Origin of the sequence: Pseudomonas sp. 02C 26, from assembly GCF_002843585.1 — a bacterium.
In the GTDB taxonomy this organism is placed as follows: domain Bacteria; phylum Pseudomonadota; class Gammaproteobacteria; order Pseudomonadales; family Pseudomonadaceae; genus Aquipseudomonas; species Aquipseudomonas shirazensis.
In genome coordinates this window covers 2,960,000-2,974,871 of the sequence record NZ_CP025262.1, presented here as the reverse complement: position 1 = coordinate 2,974,871, position 14,872 = coordinate 2,960,000, and the positions used below count along the sequence as shown (strand labels likewise).

At 62.6% G+C, this 14,872-nt stretch carries 19 protein-coding genes; 7 read left to right on the top strand and 12 right to left on the bottom strand.

Annotation, left to right across the window (positions count from 1 at the left end; all coding sequences use genetic code 11):
* Positions 1-3 precede the first annotated feature (3 nt).
* Complete coding sequence (locus CXQ80_RS13570; RefSeq protein WP_101320302.1) at positions 4-381, top strand: response regulator; 378 nt, start codon at positions 4-6, stop codon at positions 379-381.
* A gap of 98 nt (positions 382-479) precedes the next feature.
* Complete coding sequence (locus CXQ80_RS13565; protein WP_101320300.1) at positions 480-881, top strand: hypothetical protein; 402 nt, start codon at positions 480-482, stop codon at positions 879-881.
* Between the two features lies 1 nt (position 882).
* Here the strand turns inward: CXQ80_RS13565 and CXQ80_RS13560 are convergent, their stop codons facing one another.
* Positions 883-1,500, bottom strand: coding sequence for a LysE family transporter (locus CXQ80_RS13560; RefSeq protein ID WP_101320298.1), 618 nt, complete (start codon positions 1,498-1,500; stop codon positions 883-885).
* A 190-nt stretch (positions 1,501-1,690) separates the two neighbouring features.
* Between CXQ80_RS13560 and CXQ80_RS13555 the strand changes: the two genes are divergently transcribed.
* The 4 genes from CXQ80_RS13555 to CXQ80_RS13540 are packed head-to-tail and all read left to right on the top strand — an operon-like array spanning position 1,691 to position 4,329.
* Positions 1,691-1,912, top strand: a complete 222-nt coding sequence (locus tag CXQ80_RS13555; protein WP_101320296.1) for an MbtH family protein — start codon at positions 1,691-1,693, stop codon at positions 1,910-1,912.
* Positions 1,913-1,922: 10 nt separating this feature from the next.
* Positions 1,923-2,642, top strand: coding sequence for a thioesterase II family protein (locus CXQ80_RS13550; RefSeq protein WP_101320294.1), 720 nt, complete (start codon positions 1,923-1,925; stop codon positions 2,640-2,642).
* A 56-nt stretch (positions 2,643-2,698) separates the two neighbouring features.
* Positions 2,699-3,250: an isochorismatase family protein gene (locus CXQ80_RS13545; RefSeq protein WP_101320292.1), complete on the top strand. Its 552-nt coding sequence runs from the start codon at positions 2,699-2,701 to the stop codon at positions 3,248-3,250.
* A 23-nt stretch (positions 3,251-3,273) separates the two neighbouring features.
* Entirely contained in the window at positions 3,274-4,329 is a 1,056-nt protein-coding gene (locus CXQ80_RS13540) for a DUF1615 domain-containing protein (RefSeq protein ID WP_305886557.1), read from the top strand.
* 44 nt (positions 4,330-4,373) lie between these two features.
* On the opposite strand, the gene CXQ80_RS13535 is transcribed toward CXQ80_RS13540, so the two are convergent.
* The 9 genes from CXQ80_RS13535 to CXQ80_RS13495 form a co-directional block, all read right to left on the bottom strand.
* Positions 4,374-5,261: a metal ABC transporter solute-binding protein, Zn/Mn family gene (locus tag CXQ80_RS13535; RefSeq protein ID WP_101320290.1), complete on the bottom strand. Its 888-nt coding sequence runs from the start codon at positions 5,259-5,261 to the stop codon at positions 4,374-4,376.
* Positions 5,258-6,157, bottom strand: coding sequence for a metal ABC transporter permease (locus CXQ80_RS13530; RefSeq protein WP_101320288.1), 900 nt, complete (start codon positions 6,155-6,157; stop codon positions 5,258-5,260). The genes CXQ80_RS13535 and CXQ80_RS13530 overlap by 4 nt, the downstream gene beginning before the upstream one ends.
* Positions 6,154-6,903 (bottom strand): metal ABC transporter ATP-binding protein, encoded by a 750-nt coding sequence (locus tag CXQ80_RS13525; protein ID WP_101320286.1) that lies wholly within the window; start codon positions 6,901-6,903, stop codon positions 6,154-6,156. The genes CXQ80_RS13530 and CXQ80_RS13525 overlap by 4 nt, the downstream gene beginning before the upstream one ends.
* Positions 6,900-7,817 (bottom strand): metal ABC transporter substrate-binding protein, encoded by a 918-nt coding sequence (locus CXQ80_RS13520; RefSeq protein WP_101320284.1) that lies wholly within the window; start codon positions 7,815-7,817, stop codon positions 6,900-6,902. Before CXQ80_RS13520 ends, CXQ80_RS13525 begins: the two co-directional genes overlap by 4 nt.
* Before the next feature lie 16 nt (positions 7,818-7,833).
* Positions 7,834-8,403 carry a DUF6162 family protein gene (locus tag CXQ80_RS13515; RefSeq protein ID WP_101320281.1) on the bottom strand — a complete coding sequence of 190 codons (570 nt, stop codon included), beginning with the start codon at positions 8,401-8,403 and terminating at the stop codon, positions 7,834-7,836.
* Positions 8,400-8,720 carry a hypothetical protein gene (locus tag CXQ80_RS13510; RefSeq protein WP_101320278.1) on the bottom strand — a complete coding sequence of 107 codons (321 nt, stop codon included), beginning with the start codon at positions 8,718-8,720 and terminating at the stop codon, positions 8,400-8,402. The genes CXQ80_RS13515 and CXQ80_RS13510 overlap by 4 nt, the downstream gene beginning before the upstream one ends.
* Positions 8,717-9,256 (bottom strand): thiamine pyrophosphate-binding protein, encoded by a 540-nt coding sequence (locus CXQ80_RS13505; RefSeq protein WP_101320276.1) that lies wholly within the window; start codon positions 9,254-9,256, stop codon positions 8,717-8,719. Before CXQ80_RS13505 ends, CXQ80_RS13510 begins: the two co-directional genes overlap by 4 nt.
* Positions 9,253-10,452 carry a PepSY domain-containing protein gene (locus tag CXQ80_RS13500; RefSeq protein ID WP_101320273.1) on the bottom strand — a complete coding sequence of 400 codons (1,200 nt, stop codon included), beginning with the start codon at positions 10,450-10,452 and terminating at the stop codon, positions 9,253-9,255. Before CXQ80_RS13500 ends, CXQ80_RS13505 begins: the two co-directional genes overlap by 4 nt.
* 129 nt (positions 10,453-10,581) lie before the next feature.
* Positions 10,582-11,910, bottom strand: a complete 1,329-nt coding sequence (locus tag CXQ80_RS13495; RefSeq protein WP_101320271.1) for a lysine N(6)-hydroxylase/L-ornithine N(5)-oxygenase family protein — start codon at positions 11,908-11,910, stop codon at positions 10,582-10,584.
* Between the two features lie 192 nt (positions 11,911-12,102).
* Between CXQ80_RS13495 and CXQ80_RS13490 the strand changes: the two genes are divergently transcribed.
* Positions 12,103-12,534, top strand: coding sequence for a hypothetical protein (locus CXQ80_RS13490; protein WP_101320269.1), 432 nt, complete (start codon positions 12,103-12,105; stop codon positions 12,532-12,534).
* Between the two features lie 45 nt (positions 12,535-12,579).
* Here CXQ80_RS13490 and pbpG read toward each other — a convergent pair whose 3' ends face one another.
* Both pbpG and CXQ80_RS13480 read right to left on the bottom strand, forming a co-directional pair.
* A complete protein-coding gene (gene pbpG / locus CXQ80_RS13485; protein WP_224785493.1) occupies positions 12,580-13,500 on the bottom strand; it encodes a D-alanyl-D-alanine endopeptidase in 921 nt (306 codons plus the stop codon).
* Between the two features lie 129 nt (positions 13,501-13,629).
* Complete coding sequence (locus CXQ80_RS13480; protein ID WP_256585566.1) at positions 13,630-14,808, bottom strand: site-specific integrase; 1,179 nt, start codon at positions 14,806-14,808, stop codon at positions 13,630-13,632.
* Positions 14,809-14,872: the final 64 nt, after the last annotated feature.

Genomic DNA, 14,872 nt, shown 5'->3' with positions numbered 1-14,872 from the left:
GTCATGAGCGAAGATGCACAAGATGTTGTACTGGTAGTCGAGGATGAACCGGCCATTCGGATGATCTTGCGCGACTATCTTTCAGGTGAGGGTTACCACGTGCTGGTTGCCGAAGACGGCCAGCAGGCGTTCGAGATTCTCGCGCGCAAGCCTCATCTGGACCTGATCGTCACCGATTACCGGTTGCCGGGTGGGATCTCCGGGGTACAGATCGCCGAGCCAGCGGTCAAGCTGCGGCCTGATCTGAAGGTGATTTTCATCAGCGGCTATCCAGCCGAGATCCTCGAATCCGGCAGCCCGATTGCGCGCAAGGCGCCGATCCTGGCCAAGCCGTTCGACCTGGATACGCTGCGTGACAAGATCCAGGATCTGTTGCAATGACAGGTTGCTGGCTGATCTGAGCACGGGTATCGATTTGCCCGTTCTCGGATCAGCAACGGCGGTGGTTGCGGCTCGGTGACAACGGCTATGCTAGGCACATGACAGCCAGCCAGCCGATACGTCAACCTTGCCCGCCCGGTGCCTGCGACTGCGGGCGCGATGACTTGCAAGCCGCATCGCCTGCAGCGCAGCGTATCCTGCGCCTGACCCGCCACGAAGAAAAACGTCTGCTCGAACGCCTGGAAAACCTCAAGGGCCTTGAAGATCTGCACCGTTTGCAGCAGCTGATGCATGATCAGCTTGGCATCCGCGTGCACATTGCTCCCAGTTTCAACGAAGTGCGCACCATGCGCGGTATCCTCATCGAACTGGCCGAGCAGCCCGGTCTGTGCCGCAAGACCCGTCAGGCCATCCCCGCAGCCATCCGCCGGGGGTTGGAGCGCAACCCGGAAGTTGCTTTCCGCCTGCTCGATGCGCACGACCTGTTGCGCGACGCCTGAGTCAGCGCATCGCCGCCAGTTTGATCCCGAAGCCAATCAGGCAAGCACCCGCCAGGCGCTCGAGCACATTCGACAGTTTGGGGCTGGCGCGCATGCGTTCGGCCAGGTGATGGGTCAGCAGTACGGCCACCAGCCCGTAAAGCAATGTCAGCGCGGCGATGGTTACCGCCATGAAGGCGAAAGTGACCATGCCCTGGTGCCGAACCGGGTCGATGAACAGCGGAAAGAACGCCATGTAGAACACGATCGCCTTGGGGTTGAGCAGGGTGATCATCATCGTCTGGCGCAGGTAATGGCCGCTGTCCATGCGGCTGACGCGCGGTGCGCCGCCGGCCTTGCTGAGCAGCATGCGCAGTCCCAGATAGGCGAGATAGGCCGCGCCGGCCCACTGCACCACATGGAACGCCGCAGGGTAGGCCGCCAGCAGCGTGGCAACCCCAGCCACCGCCAGCCACATCAATACCTGATCGCCGAGAATCACCCCGCACGTGGCAGCCAGGCCACCTTTGATGCCCGCCTTGCCGGTAGCGGTGATCAGCGCGAAGTTGCCAGGACCGGGGATGGCCAGCAGGATCAGAAAGGCGATGACGAAGGCGCCGTAGTCGGTCACACCGAGCATTGTTGTTCTCCTTGAGCGCTGGGCAGATGTAACTGGATGTATGACAGCATTGGCGGCGCTTGCAAAGACCACGGGTGACTAATTTTGCCCGGGGCTTTTACGTTCTCTTGAAGTCAGTGCCGTTGAGACGGCCGCAACCATCGCCCCGCGCCGTCCGTGCTGGGGCGGGCAACTTCCAAGGAGACAGGCAATGACTTCCGTTTTCGACCGTGACGATATCGTTTTTCAGGTGGTGCTCAACCATGAGGAGCAGTACTCGATCTGGCCTGAATACAAAGCGATCCCGGCGGGCTGGCGCGCAGCGGGCAAAAGCGGCCTGAAGCAGGAATGCCTGGCCTACATCGATGAGGTCTGGACCGACATGCGACCGCTGAGCCTGCGCCAGAAGATGGCAGCAGCGGCGGCGCAGTGAGCGTCTGCCGGTGAGCGTAGTCAACCTGTTGTGCCTTCCCTACTCAGGCGCTAGTGCAATGGTCTATAGCCGCTGGCGGCGCAAGCTGCCTGCCTGGCTGCAGGTGCGTCCGGTGGAGTTGCCAGGTCGCGGTGCGCGCATGGGCGAGGCGTTGCACACCGACCTGCTGGGCCTGGCCAGGCAACTGGCCGCTGAGCAACGGTTGGCAGCCAACGGGCCTTACGCGCTGCTTGGGCATAGCCTTGGCGCACTGCTGGCGTTTGAGTTGGCCCACGAGCTGCAGGCGCTGGGTTGCCCGCCGCCGTTGGCGTTGTTTGCCTGCGGTACCGCCGCGCCCACTCGGCGCGAGGACTACGACGGCAACCGCTGGCGCGAGCCACGCAGCGACGTCGAGTTGATCGCCGAGCTGCGCAGTCTGCAAGGTACGCCTGAGGAGGTGTTGAACAATCAGGAGCTGATGAGCCTGACCTTGCCGATCCTGCGCGCTGACTTTCTCCTGTGTGGCCGCTATGCCTATCGTCAGCGGCCATTACTGCGCTGTCCGTTGCGGGTGCTCGGTGGCGAGACGGATCGCGCCAGCCCCGATCAGTTGCAGGCCTGGAGCCGAGAAACGCTTGGGGAGTTTTCTCTGCAGCACTTCCCGGGTGGGCACTTCTTCATTCATGAGCACGAAGACCGCGTGCTGAGCGTGCTGACCGAGGTCCTCGAGCCGCTGCGCCTGACTGCCTGATTGACGTCCTCCCTTGCTTGCGAGAGGCTTGAGTTTTCCTCTGCAAGGGATGGGCAATGTTGATTGATCCGCTCAAGGCCACGCTGCTGGTCGTCGATATCCAGGAAAAACTGATTGGCGCCATGAGCGACCCGGCCGGTACCCGGGCGCGAGCGCGCTGGTTGCTCGCGGCAACTGCCGAGCTGCAGCTGCCAACGGTAATCTCCGAACAATACCCGCAAGGCCTCGGGTCAACCCTGACCGAGCTCACGGCTTCGGCTCCGGCCGCGCAGGTGGTCAGCAAGCAGCACTTTTCCTGCGTGGCCGCGCAGTGTCTGCCGGCCAGCTTGCTCGAGCGCGAGCAGGTGATCGTGTGCGGCATGGAGACCCACGTGTGCGTACTGCAAACCGTGCTTGGCCTGCTCGGTTTGGGCAAGCAGGTCTTTGTCGTCGAGGATGCCTGCGACAGCCGTACCGTGGCGAATAAAGCAGCAGCGCTGGCGCGCATGCGTGCCGCCGGTGCGCAGATCGTCACCCGCGAGATGGTCGTGTTCGAGCTAATGGGCAGCGCTGCCCATCCGCAGTTCCGCCATATCAGCAAAGCCTACATGGTCGGAGAACAACCCTGAACCGCCGTCTGGCCGGGGCCGGCGTGGTGATTCTGGCCCTGCTGCAAGGGTGTGCCGGTCAGCGCGAGAGTGCTCCCGAAGCAGACCCGGCCAAGGTTCGCGCGCAACTGCTGCGGCTGCTGCCCGCCCAACTCAACGACCGTCAGGGCTGGGCCGAAGACATCCAGACGGCGTTTACAGCTCAGCAACTTGATCCGAGCAAGAGCAACCTGTGCGCGGTATTGGCCGTGACCGAGCAGGAGTCAACCTTTACCTCCGACCCGCAGGTGCCCAACCTGGGCCGCATCGCCCGCGCCGAGATCGAACGCCGGGCCGGCCGGCTGCATATCCCCAAGCTGCTGGTGGACGCTGCGTTGCTGACGCCCTCCGGCAACGGCAAGTCGTATCAGCAGCGGCTGGCGGCGGTGCGCAGCGAGAAGCAGCTCAGCGCGCTGTACGACGAGGTCATCGAACGTTTGCCGTTGGGCAAGACGCTGCTCGGCGGGCTTAACCCGGTGCACACCGGTGGGCCGATGCAAGTCAGTATCGACTTTGCCCAGCGTCATGCCAGCAATTACCCCTACAGCTATCAGGGTACCATTCGCCAGGAGGTGTTCAGCCGACGCGGCGGCATGTACTTCGGCATCGCCCACCTGTTGGGGTATCCGGCGCATTACCCGCGCCAGCTGTACCGTTTTGGCGACTTCAATGCCGGTTGGTACGCCAGCCGTAACGCGGCGTTTCAGGCGGCGCTGAGTCGCGCCAGTGGCGTCAGCCTGGCGCTCGATGGTGACCTGATTGCACCGGGCTCGATCATGCCCGGCGCTACCGAGCAGGCAGCACGCAAGCTGGGGGTGAAGCTGGGCTTGCGCAACACGCAAATACGCAGCCAGCTGGAGGAGGGCGACAGTCTTGCGTTCGAGGAGAGCGAGTTGTATCGCGAGGTATTTGCTCTGGCAGATGCCAAAGCCGGCAAGTCGCTGCCGCGCGCGGTGTTGCCAGGGATCGAGCTGAAGAGCCCGAAGATCACCCGCAAGCTGACCACGGCGTGGTTCGCTGGTCGAGTGGATGAGCGTTATCAGCGCTGTATGAAGCGCTGATGGATGAGCATTTCAGGGGCTATTGACAGCCCCTGAAACCAAGTCTAGCCGAGCAGAGCGGCGATGACCTGTTCGACACTGGCTTTGAGCCCGGCAACGCTGTCTTGTGGATCACTTTCAACTATGACCAGTTTTGCTCCGGCCGCCTTGATAACCTCGGCGACTTCGGCAGCGGGTTGGCGATGGTGAACCACCAAGGCCACGTCCTGACCTTTGAGCGTGTCGGCCAAGGCCTTGAGCGCCGCGGCATCCCACTTGTCGTCCGCCGGCAGCGGCTGATCGACCACATCCAGATTGAGCCCGCTGACCAGATAACCGAGGCGTTCGGACAGGTTCACCACACTGAGGTTGTCGGCCTCGGCCAGGCGTGTCTGGCTGCTGGCGTTGAGTTCCAGCATCTGCCGTTTCAGGCCTGCCAGATTGGCCTGGATCCTGGCCTTGTCGTTCGGCGACAAACGCTCGAGATCGTTGGCCACGACGTCGGCCATGCGCCCCATGTTGGTGGGGTTGAGCCATGGATAGCCGGCAAACGCGTTGTCTCCCTGTACCGCAATGCCTGGCAGCGCGCCGTCTACCGGGCGTGCGGCATCGATCTCGACGATGCGGATGTTGCTGCGTCGGGCCATTGGGTAGAGCGGGTCATCGCGCCAGATCGAACGCAGGCCAATGGCGGCGTCGGCCGTCTGCGCGGCCTTGTCCAGGCTGGCGCCACCGCGGCCACTGAAGTACGACGGCTGGCGGGTCGCTGGCAGGTTCGCCGGCGCCGCGCTGTTGAGCTGTACCGACGTGCCTTCGAGCAGCGCGGTGGCCAGGCTGTGGGTGACCGGCAGGCTGGTCAGCACGGTAACCGTTGCCGGTTTGGCCGCCAGCGTCAGCGCGGGCAGGCCCGCCAGGGCCAAGGCCAGAGTCAGTTGCTTGAGGGTAGAAGTCATGCCGGGTTTCCTTGCAGGCGTGGTACCAGAGCGCGGGCGAGGGCGGCAAGGGCGAAGCAGACGCCGGCCACCAGAATGATCGCCGCACCAGACGGCACCGGCAGGTCGAAGACGATCGGCAGCAGAATGCCGCACAGCGTGCTCACCGTAGCGATCAGCACCGAGATGAAGAAAAAGCCTTTCAGCGACTGGCTGACCAGGCGTGCTGCCGCTGCCGGGATCACCAGCAGGGCGCCGACCAGAATCGCGCCGATGACCTTGACCGAAGCCACGGTCACCAACGTCACCAGCACGACGAACAGATAGTCCAGGGTCTTCACCGCTACACCGCGGACCGCCGCCAGCTGCGGGTTGAAGCTGGCCAGCATGATCCGGTTGTACAGCGGCAACGCCAGGGCCAGCACCAGCACTGCGACGATGCCCAGCACCAGCAGGTCCTGAGCACTGACCGTCAGCACCGAGCCGAACAAGACGTTCTCGAGGATGTGCACGTTGATCTTGCCCGCGAGCATCAGCAGCAGGCTTGCGCCCAGTGCCAGCGACACCGACAGGAACACCCCGATCAAGGTGTCCGGCGACAGCCCGGTGCGGTTGCGCAGGAAATTGAGCAGGATGCCGAACAGCAGGCAGTAGCCGAACAGGCTGCCGTACGGCCCGGTGTAGGGCTCGCCGAGCAGGATGCCGATGGCAACCCCGGTCAGCGCGGCATGGCCGACCGCTTCGGAGAAGAAGGCGAAGCGTTTGACCACCACCAGGGTGCCGAGGCCACCCAGCACCGGCCCGATCATCACCCCGGCAATCAGCGCATTGATGACGAAGCCGTAGGCCAGCGCCTCCGGCAGATAGCCAGCGCTGGCCCATTCCTGGATCAGTTGGCGGAAGGCTTCAAAGCTCATCGGGCGAGGCTCTCGCTGCGAGGGTGAACGGAGAACAGACCAAGCAGCCGCTCGGGGGTCAGGGCTTGGGCCGGTGGCGCATCGAACAGTACTTTGCGGCTGAGGCCGGTCACTCGGTCGGCCAAGCGCAGCACCGCTTCCAGGTCATGCTCGATCCACAGTACGGTGGTGCCGCTCTGGCGCCAGCTGTGCAGCAGTTGCTCGAACACCTGGATGCCGGCTTCATCGAGGGCCGACATGGGTTCGTCAAGCACCAGCAGTTGCGGCTCGGGGATCAGCCCTTGGGCCAGCAGCACGCGCTGGCGCTCGCCACCAGACAGCGCGCCCATGCGCCGCTTGCGCTTGTCGAGCATGCCCACCCGGGCCAGTGCTGCATCGATGGCAGGTTGGACCCGGCGCGACAGGCCGAGAAAGGCCGGTCGACGCTGGCACATGGCAGCCATGAAGTCGTCGACAGTCATAGGTAGGCCACGATCGAACTCCAGCGCTTGTGGCACATAGCCGATCACTTCGCGCTCGCCCGGCCAGTGCAAGGTAAGCTGACCCTGATGCGGCATCTGCCCGAGCAGGGTCTTGATCAGCGAGCTCTTGCCGCCGCCGTTGGGGCCGACGATGGCATGCACGCTGCCGGCAGCCACGCTGAAACTGACCTGTTCCAGAATCGAAGTCCGCCCGAGAGTCAGGTCGATGCCGGCGAACTCGATGCTCGGGCCCATGGCCACGCTGAGGTTGGCGGCCGCAGTCATGCGTTGTTCTCCTGAATCGCTCGGACCACGGTATCGAGGTTGCGCTGCATCTCGACTTCGTACTTCTCCTTGGTGTATTCGCCGTAGGAGATGTGCGTCAGCGGGTAGATACGCACGCCAGACTCACGCTGGATGGTTTCGACGTAGGCCGAAGGGAAGTCCATCTCCGAGAAGATCACTTTGACGTCGAGTGCCTTTAGCTGGTCGATGGTCTTTTTCAGCTGCGCCGGGCTTGGCTCGATGCCGTGAGCTGGCTCGACCACGGCGGTGACCTCCAGGCCGAAGTCACGCACCAGATAGTCGTAGGCGGCATGAATGGTCGCTACGCGAAAATCCGCGTGGGGCGCTTCGGTGACCTTGGCCAGGGCGTCGGCGCGCAACTTGCGCAGGCGCTTGGCATAGGCACGGGCGTTTTGGGTATAGAACTTGGCGTTGTCCGGGTCGAGCTTGCCCAGCTCGCGGGCGATATTGTTGACCTGGGCGATGGTGGTGCTGATCGACAGGAAGGTGTGCGGGTTGACCACCTTGCCTGCACCACGGGCGGCAATCCCGGTCGCGGCCAGCAGCGGCACGTTGGCATTGGCCTCGATGGTTTTGACATCAGGGGTTTCGCTGGCGGCGATCATGCGGTCGGCGAAGTCATCATGGCCGACGCCGTTGAGCACGATCACATCCAGGCCGCCAATGCGTTTGATGTCTTCGGCGCGCGGCTCGTAGGCGTGCGGGTTGAAACCGGCAGGAATCAACGGCACCACTTCCGCCTTGTCGCCGACGATGTTGCTCACGTAGCTGTAATAAGGATGCAGGGTGATGCCGATGCGCAGTGGCTTGCCGGCCTCGGCATGGGCCAGGGCCGGGAGGGCGCAGGCCATGAGCAGGGCGAGGGCGCGGCGGGCGAGGGCGGAGCGAAGCATGGAGGAGTCCTTGGATTCAGTGACGGTGTTGACGGGTAACCCCGGCGTCGTAATGGCTGACCACTTGCTGCCAGCCAGCGGCGATCAGGGCCACCGGCTGCAGGTCGTCCGGAACCACGGCTGCGGTGTCGCGGCGCAGCCAGACATCGGCCCGTTCATCCGCCTGCGCGGGCACGATCAGCAGGAAGCTGCCGGCCACCGCGCTGTCCTGGCTGCGTCCCAGGTAGGCGCCGGCAGCCAGCCACTGCCATTGATGGCCACCGCGGCTGACGCTGCTGGCATCGCTGACAAACGGCGGCAGGCCTTCTTCGGCGAGGCTGGCCACTTCAGGCATGGAACCGGTCTCTTCGCGCAACTGGCGGATCTCGTCGAACGCCACCAACAGGTCTGTGAATACCCCTTGTTCGGCCGCTGTCAGGTCGCGACGGGCGTCGATCTGGTGGCTCTCGATGCTGACTTCATCCTCACGCTCGCCGCGCAGCGTTACCACCGTGGCGGCCAGCGCCAGGATCAGCAGGGCTGTCAGCAGTACATATAGCGTCTCATGCCCGGCACCGGCCGGGCGGATCACCTGGGCGCGGCTCATGGCTCGCCTATATCGGCATGGTCGATTTCAACGACGTGCCCGGGGCCGGCGTCGAACAGCACGTAGAATTCACCGTCGGGGCGCTTGAAGGTCAGCGTCGAGTCGTCTCCCAGCTTGCTGCCGACCAGCACCTGCTCGTCGTAGCCGATCACGTCCAGGGTCACGCCGGGTGCGCCGCTGCCATCGGAGAAGCCACCGGTGCATTTGATCTGCTCGGCATCAACCGGTGCGCACTCGCACATCGGATTGTGCGCCAGGGCAGGGCCCGCGCAGAGCAGCAGAATTGGCAGGGCCAGCCTGCGAGTCAGGTGTTTCATTTGGTGCCTCCTTGTTTCTCGAGCCAGGCCACGGTTGCCGGTGAGGCCTGGGCCAGGGGGACGGATGCCTGGTGCATGCTGCCGTCCCAGCCTTCGATAGTGATCCAGACCTGTGCGTCAGACCGTGTGCGCGGCGGTACCGGCAGCGAAGTGATCATGCGGTACGGTGCCCCGAAGAAAATCGTCCCCGCAGCGCGCAGGCTGCGCGGCTTGCCGATACGCAGGTAGACCGCTTTAACCTCCGTGGTGCAGGCTTTGCACAGGGCTGCGTTGAACAGTTTGAAATGACCCGCCGGGCCATCCGCCCTGGGCGCTTCGTCGCGCAGCTCGGCCAGGTCGAGCGTGTACGGGCCTACCTGAATGTCGCTGACCTGATTGGCGCCCAAACCACTGTCGCCGCGGAACATGGCCGCGTCGGCGAAGTACTTGGGCATGAACCCCAGCGGGATCAGGATCAGCAGGATGTTGATGTGGAATCGCCACTTCAGCCAGAACTGCTTGAGCGGGCTCACCGGTACTGCTTGCGCCTTGCTCATGGCTGCGCCTCCACTGAAGTTTCACTGCGTTCCGGTTGTGCGCGCGCGACTCGATCGGTGCGCTTGAGCGCTGCGGCGGTGGCCTGGGCGGTGCGCTTGGTCCAGATCAACAGCCCGCTGAGTACCATCAGGGTCAATACCAGGCCGAAGAAGAACCAGATCAGCTTGATCGCCAGGCCGCCGAAGTCGCCGGTGTGCAGTGGACGCATCGACTCGGTGACGAACTCCAGCGCGGAGCGGTCTTCGAGCAGGAACTTGCTGTCGACATTGCTGGTGTAGGGGTTGACCGATGCGGTCTGGAACATCAGCGGGTACCAGCCGCGGCCACCCATTTCGACATGGCTGTAGGCCGTGCTGGGCAGGCTGATGAAGGTGATCTCAAGGCCGGGAATGGCCTCGGTGGCGATGCGCGCCGCTGCATCCAGGTCGATCCGCGGTGCCGGGCTGCCGTCGGCAGTCAGCGGCACGTCTTCGCGGGCAATCACCGGCACGATCGGCTCGCTGGAGATGGTTATATGGTTGTCACCGAGAATGGCCTGGATCAGGAACCAGATGCCGGTAATCGAAATGACCGTGATGAACCAGATCGACCAGACCCCCGCCAGCCGGTGTACGTCACCCCAGAAGATCCGCGAGCCGTGGCCGCTGCGCACCGGCTTGAAAAAGCCGCGCCAGAACTTTTTGTACACCACCAGGCCGGTCACCAGCGAGGCCAGCATTGGCAGGCCGAGCAGCGACACCAGGTACCAGCCCCAGCTGTAGCCATTGGTGAACGGCACCAGCCACCAGCCGTGCAGGGCACGGGTGAAGGCTTCGAAGTTGAAGTCCGGCGCCTTGCCCTGGATCACCCCGGTGTACGGGTTGACGTACAGGGTTGGCGTGGTGCCATCCGGGTTGGTGACGCTGGCGGCGAGGGCAAAGTGCGAACCCTCAGGCTGCACCAGCATGCGCACGGCCATGTCCGGCTCGGCCTTGTGCAGGGCGTCGATGATCTGCTGAAAGCTCAGCCGCTCGGCGCCGTCGCTGGGTTTGCTCGCGCGCACGTCGGAGTTGGCCAGCCAGACGATCTCCTGGCTGACTACGGCCAGCATGCCGGTGAAGCAGACGATCAGGACAAAGAACCAGATCGGCAGGGCGAGCCAGCTGTGGACGAGGAACCACAGCTTGGACTTGGACTTTTTCGTAGGTTGGGCCATCGGTCATCTTCTGAAAATAAGGGTCGAGCGCATGCTCAACCGTGTAAGGCTGCATTAATAAAGACGAATGAGAATGAAAATCCTGCCTTTTTAAATGCAACCAGATATTTCAGAAGGCGTCCTGTACCCTCAGGCGTTGCTCGCGGCGGCCATAACCGCCGGGCGGGCGCAGCGCTGGGCGAGGTCCTGATAGAGCGCCTGGCCGATTTCCGCGGCACGGGCGGGCAGCACCGACAGCAACGTATCGCTCAGGCCATGAGTGGTTTCGCAGAAGCCTTGCAGGTACACCGAGGCGTGCATGTCCGGGCTGGCCAGGACTCGATAGTTGCGATCGGCACTGAAGTCGTCCAGGTAGCCCTGCAGCGGCGCCAGCAGTTCTCGGTGCGAACGGCGTTCGTAGCCGGTGGCGAGGATCACCGCGTCATAGCGGTGAGTCTGTTGCTGGCCGGTGGCGAGGTCGCGCAGGGTCAGTTCGATGCCATCGGCAGTGGCTACGACCGCATCCACGTTGCGCCGGCACAGTACGTTGTGGCGATACTGGTGGGAGACCTTCTGCCGGTAGAGGATGCCGTAGATGCGGTCGATCAGGTCGAGGTCGACCACAGAATAGTTGGTGTTGTGGTACTCGCCGATCAGCTTGCTGCGCAGTTCGGCAGGCTCGTTGTAGACGAGGTCGGTGTAGTCGGGGGCAAAGATCTCGTTGACGAAAGGACTGTCATCGGCAGGCTTGAGCGCAGTGGCACGCAGGATCATGTCGACCTTGACCGACGGGTAGCTGTCGTTGAGGTCGATAAAGGCCTCGGCCGCGCTTTGCCCGGAACCGATCACCGCGATACGCATCGGCTTGCCTTCGGCGCAGGGTAGTTTGGCCAGGCCGCTGATGTAGCGGGAGTGGTGGAAGACGCGCTTGTCGTCCTTGAACCCGGCGAATTTCTCCGGGATTTTCGGCGTGCCGCCGCTACCAATTACTACCGAACGCGTGCGCCGGCTGTACTCACGGCCCTGACCGTCGCGTGAGACCAGCCGCAGGTGCTCGACCCGGCCAGCGTGCAGTTCCGGTTCGATACGCAGTACTTCTTCGCCGTACACGGCCTGGTCGGCAAAATGCTCGGCGGCCCAGCGCAGGTAGTCGTTGTACTCCAACCGGCACGGGTAAAAGGTGCCGAGGTTGATGAAGTCGGCCAGGCGCTGCTTCTGGTGCAGGTAATTGACGAAGCTGTACGGGCTGGTAGGGGTGCGCAGCGACACCAGGTCCTTGAGGAAGGAGATCTGCAACTCGCTCTGAGTGGCCAGCGTATCGCCGTGCCAGCGGTAGTCTTGCTGCTTGTCGATGAACAGGGCGTCCAGGGCATGGCCCTGGCTCTGGGCGAGTTCTTCGAGGGCGATGGCCAAGGCCAGGTTGGAAGGGCCGAAACCCACGCCGATCAAATCTTTGACTGTTTCTGGGGTCTGGCTCATGGCTGCGTTCCCTGAAGTTCGAATGAACAGGCGCGCCGGAGTTTGGCCCCTGCGCCTTCTACACATTTTGGAACGAGCCAGCTTTGAGGGAATTTAGCCAGCCTGCAGCGCAGGTGCTGCCCACTTCAAGATCTGCTGCGCGCGGCCGATAACCTGGTCAACGCAAGGACCACTTCAGGGCAGGTACGGAACATGGTTACAGTTACAGGCATCTCGATCGCTGGCGCTGCTTCGGCGCAAGTCGCCGGCAAAACCAATCAGCGTGATGACGTCGAGCAGGTCGAGAAGGGCGGTGCCATGCCTGTCGACCTTTCAAAAGTCGCTGGCGGCGCCAAGGCGGCACAAGCAGATAGCGGCTCGGACAGCAGCGAGCAGCCGCACATCAAGCAACTGCGCGAACTGATCAAGCAACTGCAAAAGCAGCTCGCCGAAGAGCAGAAGCAATTGGCCGAGATGATGGCTAAAGACACAGATGATGGTGCCATGATCGCTTTGATTACCGCCAAGCAAGCCAGCGTCAGCACGCTGACTGGCCAGGTCATGGCGGCGACCGCGCAGTTGCTCGAAGCCCTGACCAAGACCGGTGACAGCAGCGCCGGCGGTACGGTCAATACCCAGGCCTGAGACGACGCCCGGCGGTTGGCCTGGCGTCACCCTGGAGCGTCAGGCTCAGTCGGCAACGACCTTGCGTCGCTCCGCTTTGTACTGCATGGCCACGGCCGGTGCAGGTTTGGCCGCACCGGTTTCCAGCCACTGGCGCATGCGACTGGCGTCGGCGAAGTGGGTGTACTTGCCGAAGGCATCCAGAATCACCATCGCCACGGGGCGGTTGTCCATACGGGTCAGCAGCACCAGGCAGTGCCCTGCTTCATTGGTAAAGCCGGTCTTGGTCAGCTTGATGTCCCAGTTGCTCTTGTTGACCAGATGGTCGGTGTTGCGAAAGCCCAGCGTGTAGTTAGGCTTGCGAAACGCCACGGTCTTTTCGCGAGTGGTCGACAAGTCGCTCAACAACGGGTACTTGCGCGATGCCAACAGCAGCTTGCCAAGGTCGCGTGCGGTCGACACGTTCAGCGTCGACAGGCCTGTAGGCTCGACATAGCGGGTATGGCTCATGCCGAGGCTGCGCGCCTTGGCGTTCATGGCCTTGATGAAGGCACCATAGCCGCCTGGGTAGTGATTGGCGAGGCTGTTGGCTGCGCGGTTTTCCGACGACATCAAAGTGATCAGCAAGGTCTCGCGACGATCGAGCTGGCTACCCAGGCGGACCCGCGAGTACACACCCTTCATTTCCGGGTTGTTGGCGATGGTCATGGTCAACTGCTCGTCCATAGGCAGTTTCGCGTCAAGCACTACCATGGCCGTCATCAGTTTGGTCACCGAGGCAATCGGCACCACCCGGTCGGCATGGCTTGCGTACAGCTCCTTGTTGCTGTTGAGGTCGATCAGCAGCGCGCTGCCCGAGGCCAGGTGCAGTTTGGCCGGATCGCGCTGAGTCTGGCTCGGCGGCGGCGCAGCGGCAGCGGTAGTTGCGAGGGTCGAAGTTCCAGTGAGCAACAGCAGCAGGCTGAGGATGGACAGAGAAGTTTTCACGTTGAGGCTCACTAAAAGGAGGTATGTCGTTGGCTTTGCAGGGTTTTCCCCAAAAAACCGCTGCATTGTGGAGTATGGCCGAAAGCGTGTCGAATGCCTTATGACTAAAGGGCGCAACGTGAACGAATTTTAATCCTGTACCAATTCTGTACCAATTACGCGCATTTCCAGCTTCGCCAGTTCCGACCAATCATTGGCCGAATTCAACCACTTCGCATAGGTGGTTAGCAGTACCTGAACAGAGTGCCCGAGCTGCCCTGCAATAAAGGCCGGGTTCATGCCCGACATCAGGCACATGGTGGCGTAGGTGTGCCTGCAATTGTACTGTGGCCGAGGCCTTACCTGCCGCCCGGCGATCGCCTCATTGAAGTGGACGCCAGGCGTGTCAGGCCCCTTCATGAAGGGTGATCTACCGGAAGGCTGGAAAACGTAAGGCGAAACTGTGGCCACACGCCGCGTCTGCGTCTCCCTGTCATCGGCGATCTGCCTTGCCTTCGTGAGCGCGGCAAGGGCCCTGCTGTTGAGCATCACTGTGCGGGTGTATTTGGTCTTGGTCCGCTCCATCACCTGGTTCTCGACCACGATTCGGCAGACGTGGGCAGTCCTTTTATCCATGTCGACCTCGTCCCACCTCAGGGCCATGATCTCGCCCGTGCGCATCCCGGTGTAGAACGCAAACTCGTAGAAAGCGGCGAAGACCTGATTGCACCTGGAGAAGTTGGCGTACATCCACTCGATGAGCGTGTCCGCTTCTTCGACTGTGAACGGGTCCACTTGCTTGCGCGTCTTCTGCGGCAACTGGATCGCGGCAGCTGGGTTCCTGTCCACCACTTCGTCGTAGACCGCCGCTCGGAACATTGCCTTGACCCGGGCGATCGCGGCGCGCTTGACGGTCGAACTCTTCCACTCGGTCCTCGCGACTACCTCCCTCAGCACCATCGGCGTGACGGCCTTGATAGGCAGCCTCGCCAGATGCGGCATCCAATAGTTGTTCATAATCCCTTTGTAATTCACCCTAGTGTCGTGCACGACTTCCAGGCTGTTAAGCCAGCTTTGCGCGTACTCCCCGAATGAAATCTCTCTGACTGTCGCGTTGTAGCTTGAACCCGGGAACAGCTCGGCATAGCGCTTCTCGTCCAGCACGCCATGCTTGGCCAGGCTGACTACTTGAGCGCGTAGATCGGCTGCCGCTTTGATCCCCTTGGCAGTTTGGGGGTATGCGAGCGTTTCTGATCGCCGTTCGCCGTTGACCATAAAACGGATGCGGACGGCGTTACCGATGAACTCGACTCCAGTGGGTAACCCCATTCTCCTTCCAGCCACGCTTCATATCTCCTGATGCTGTAGAAAATCCTGCCGTCGACCTTTTTCC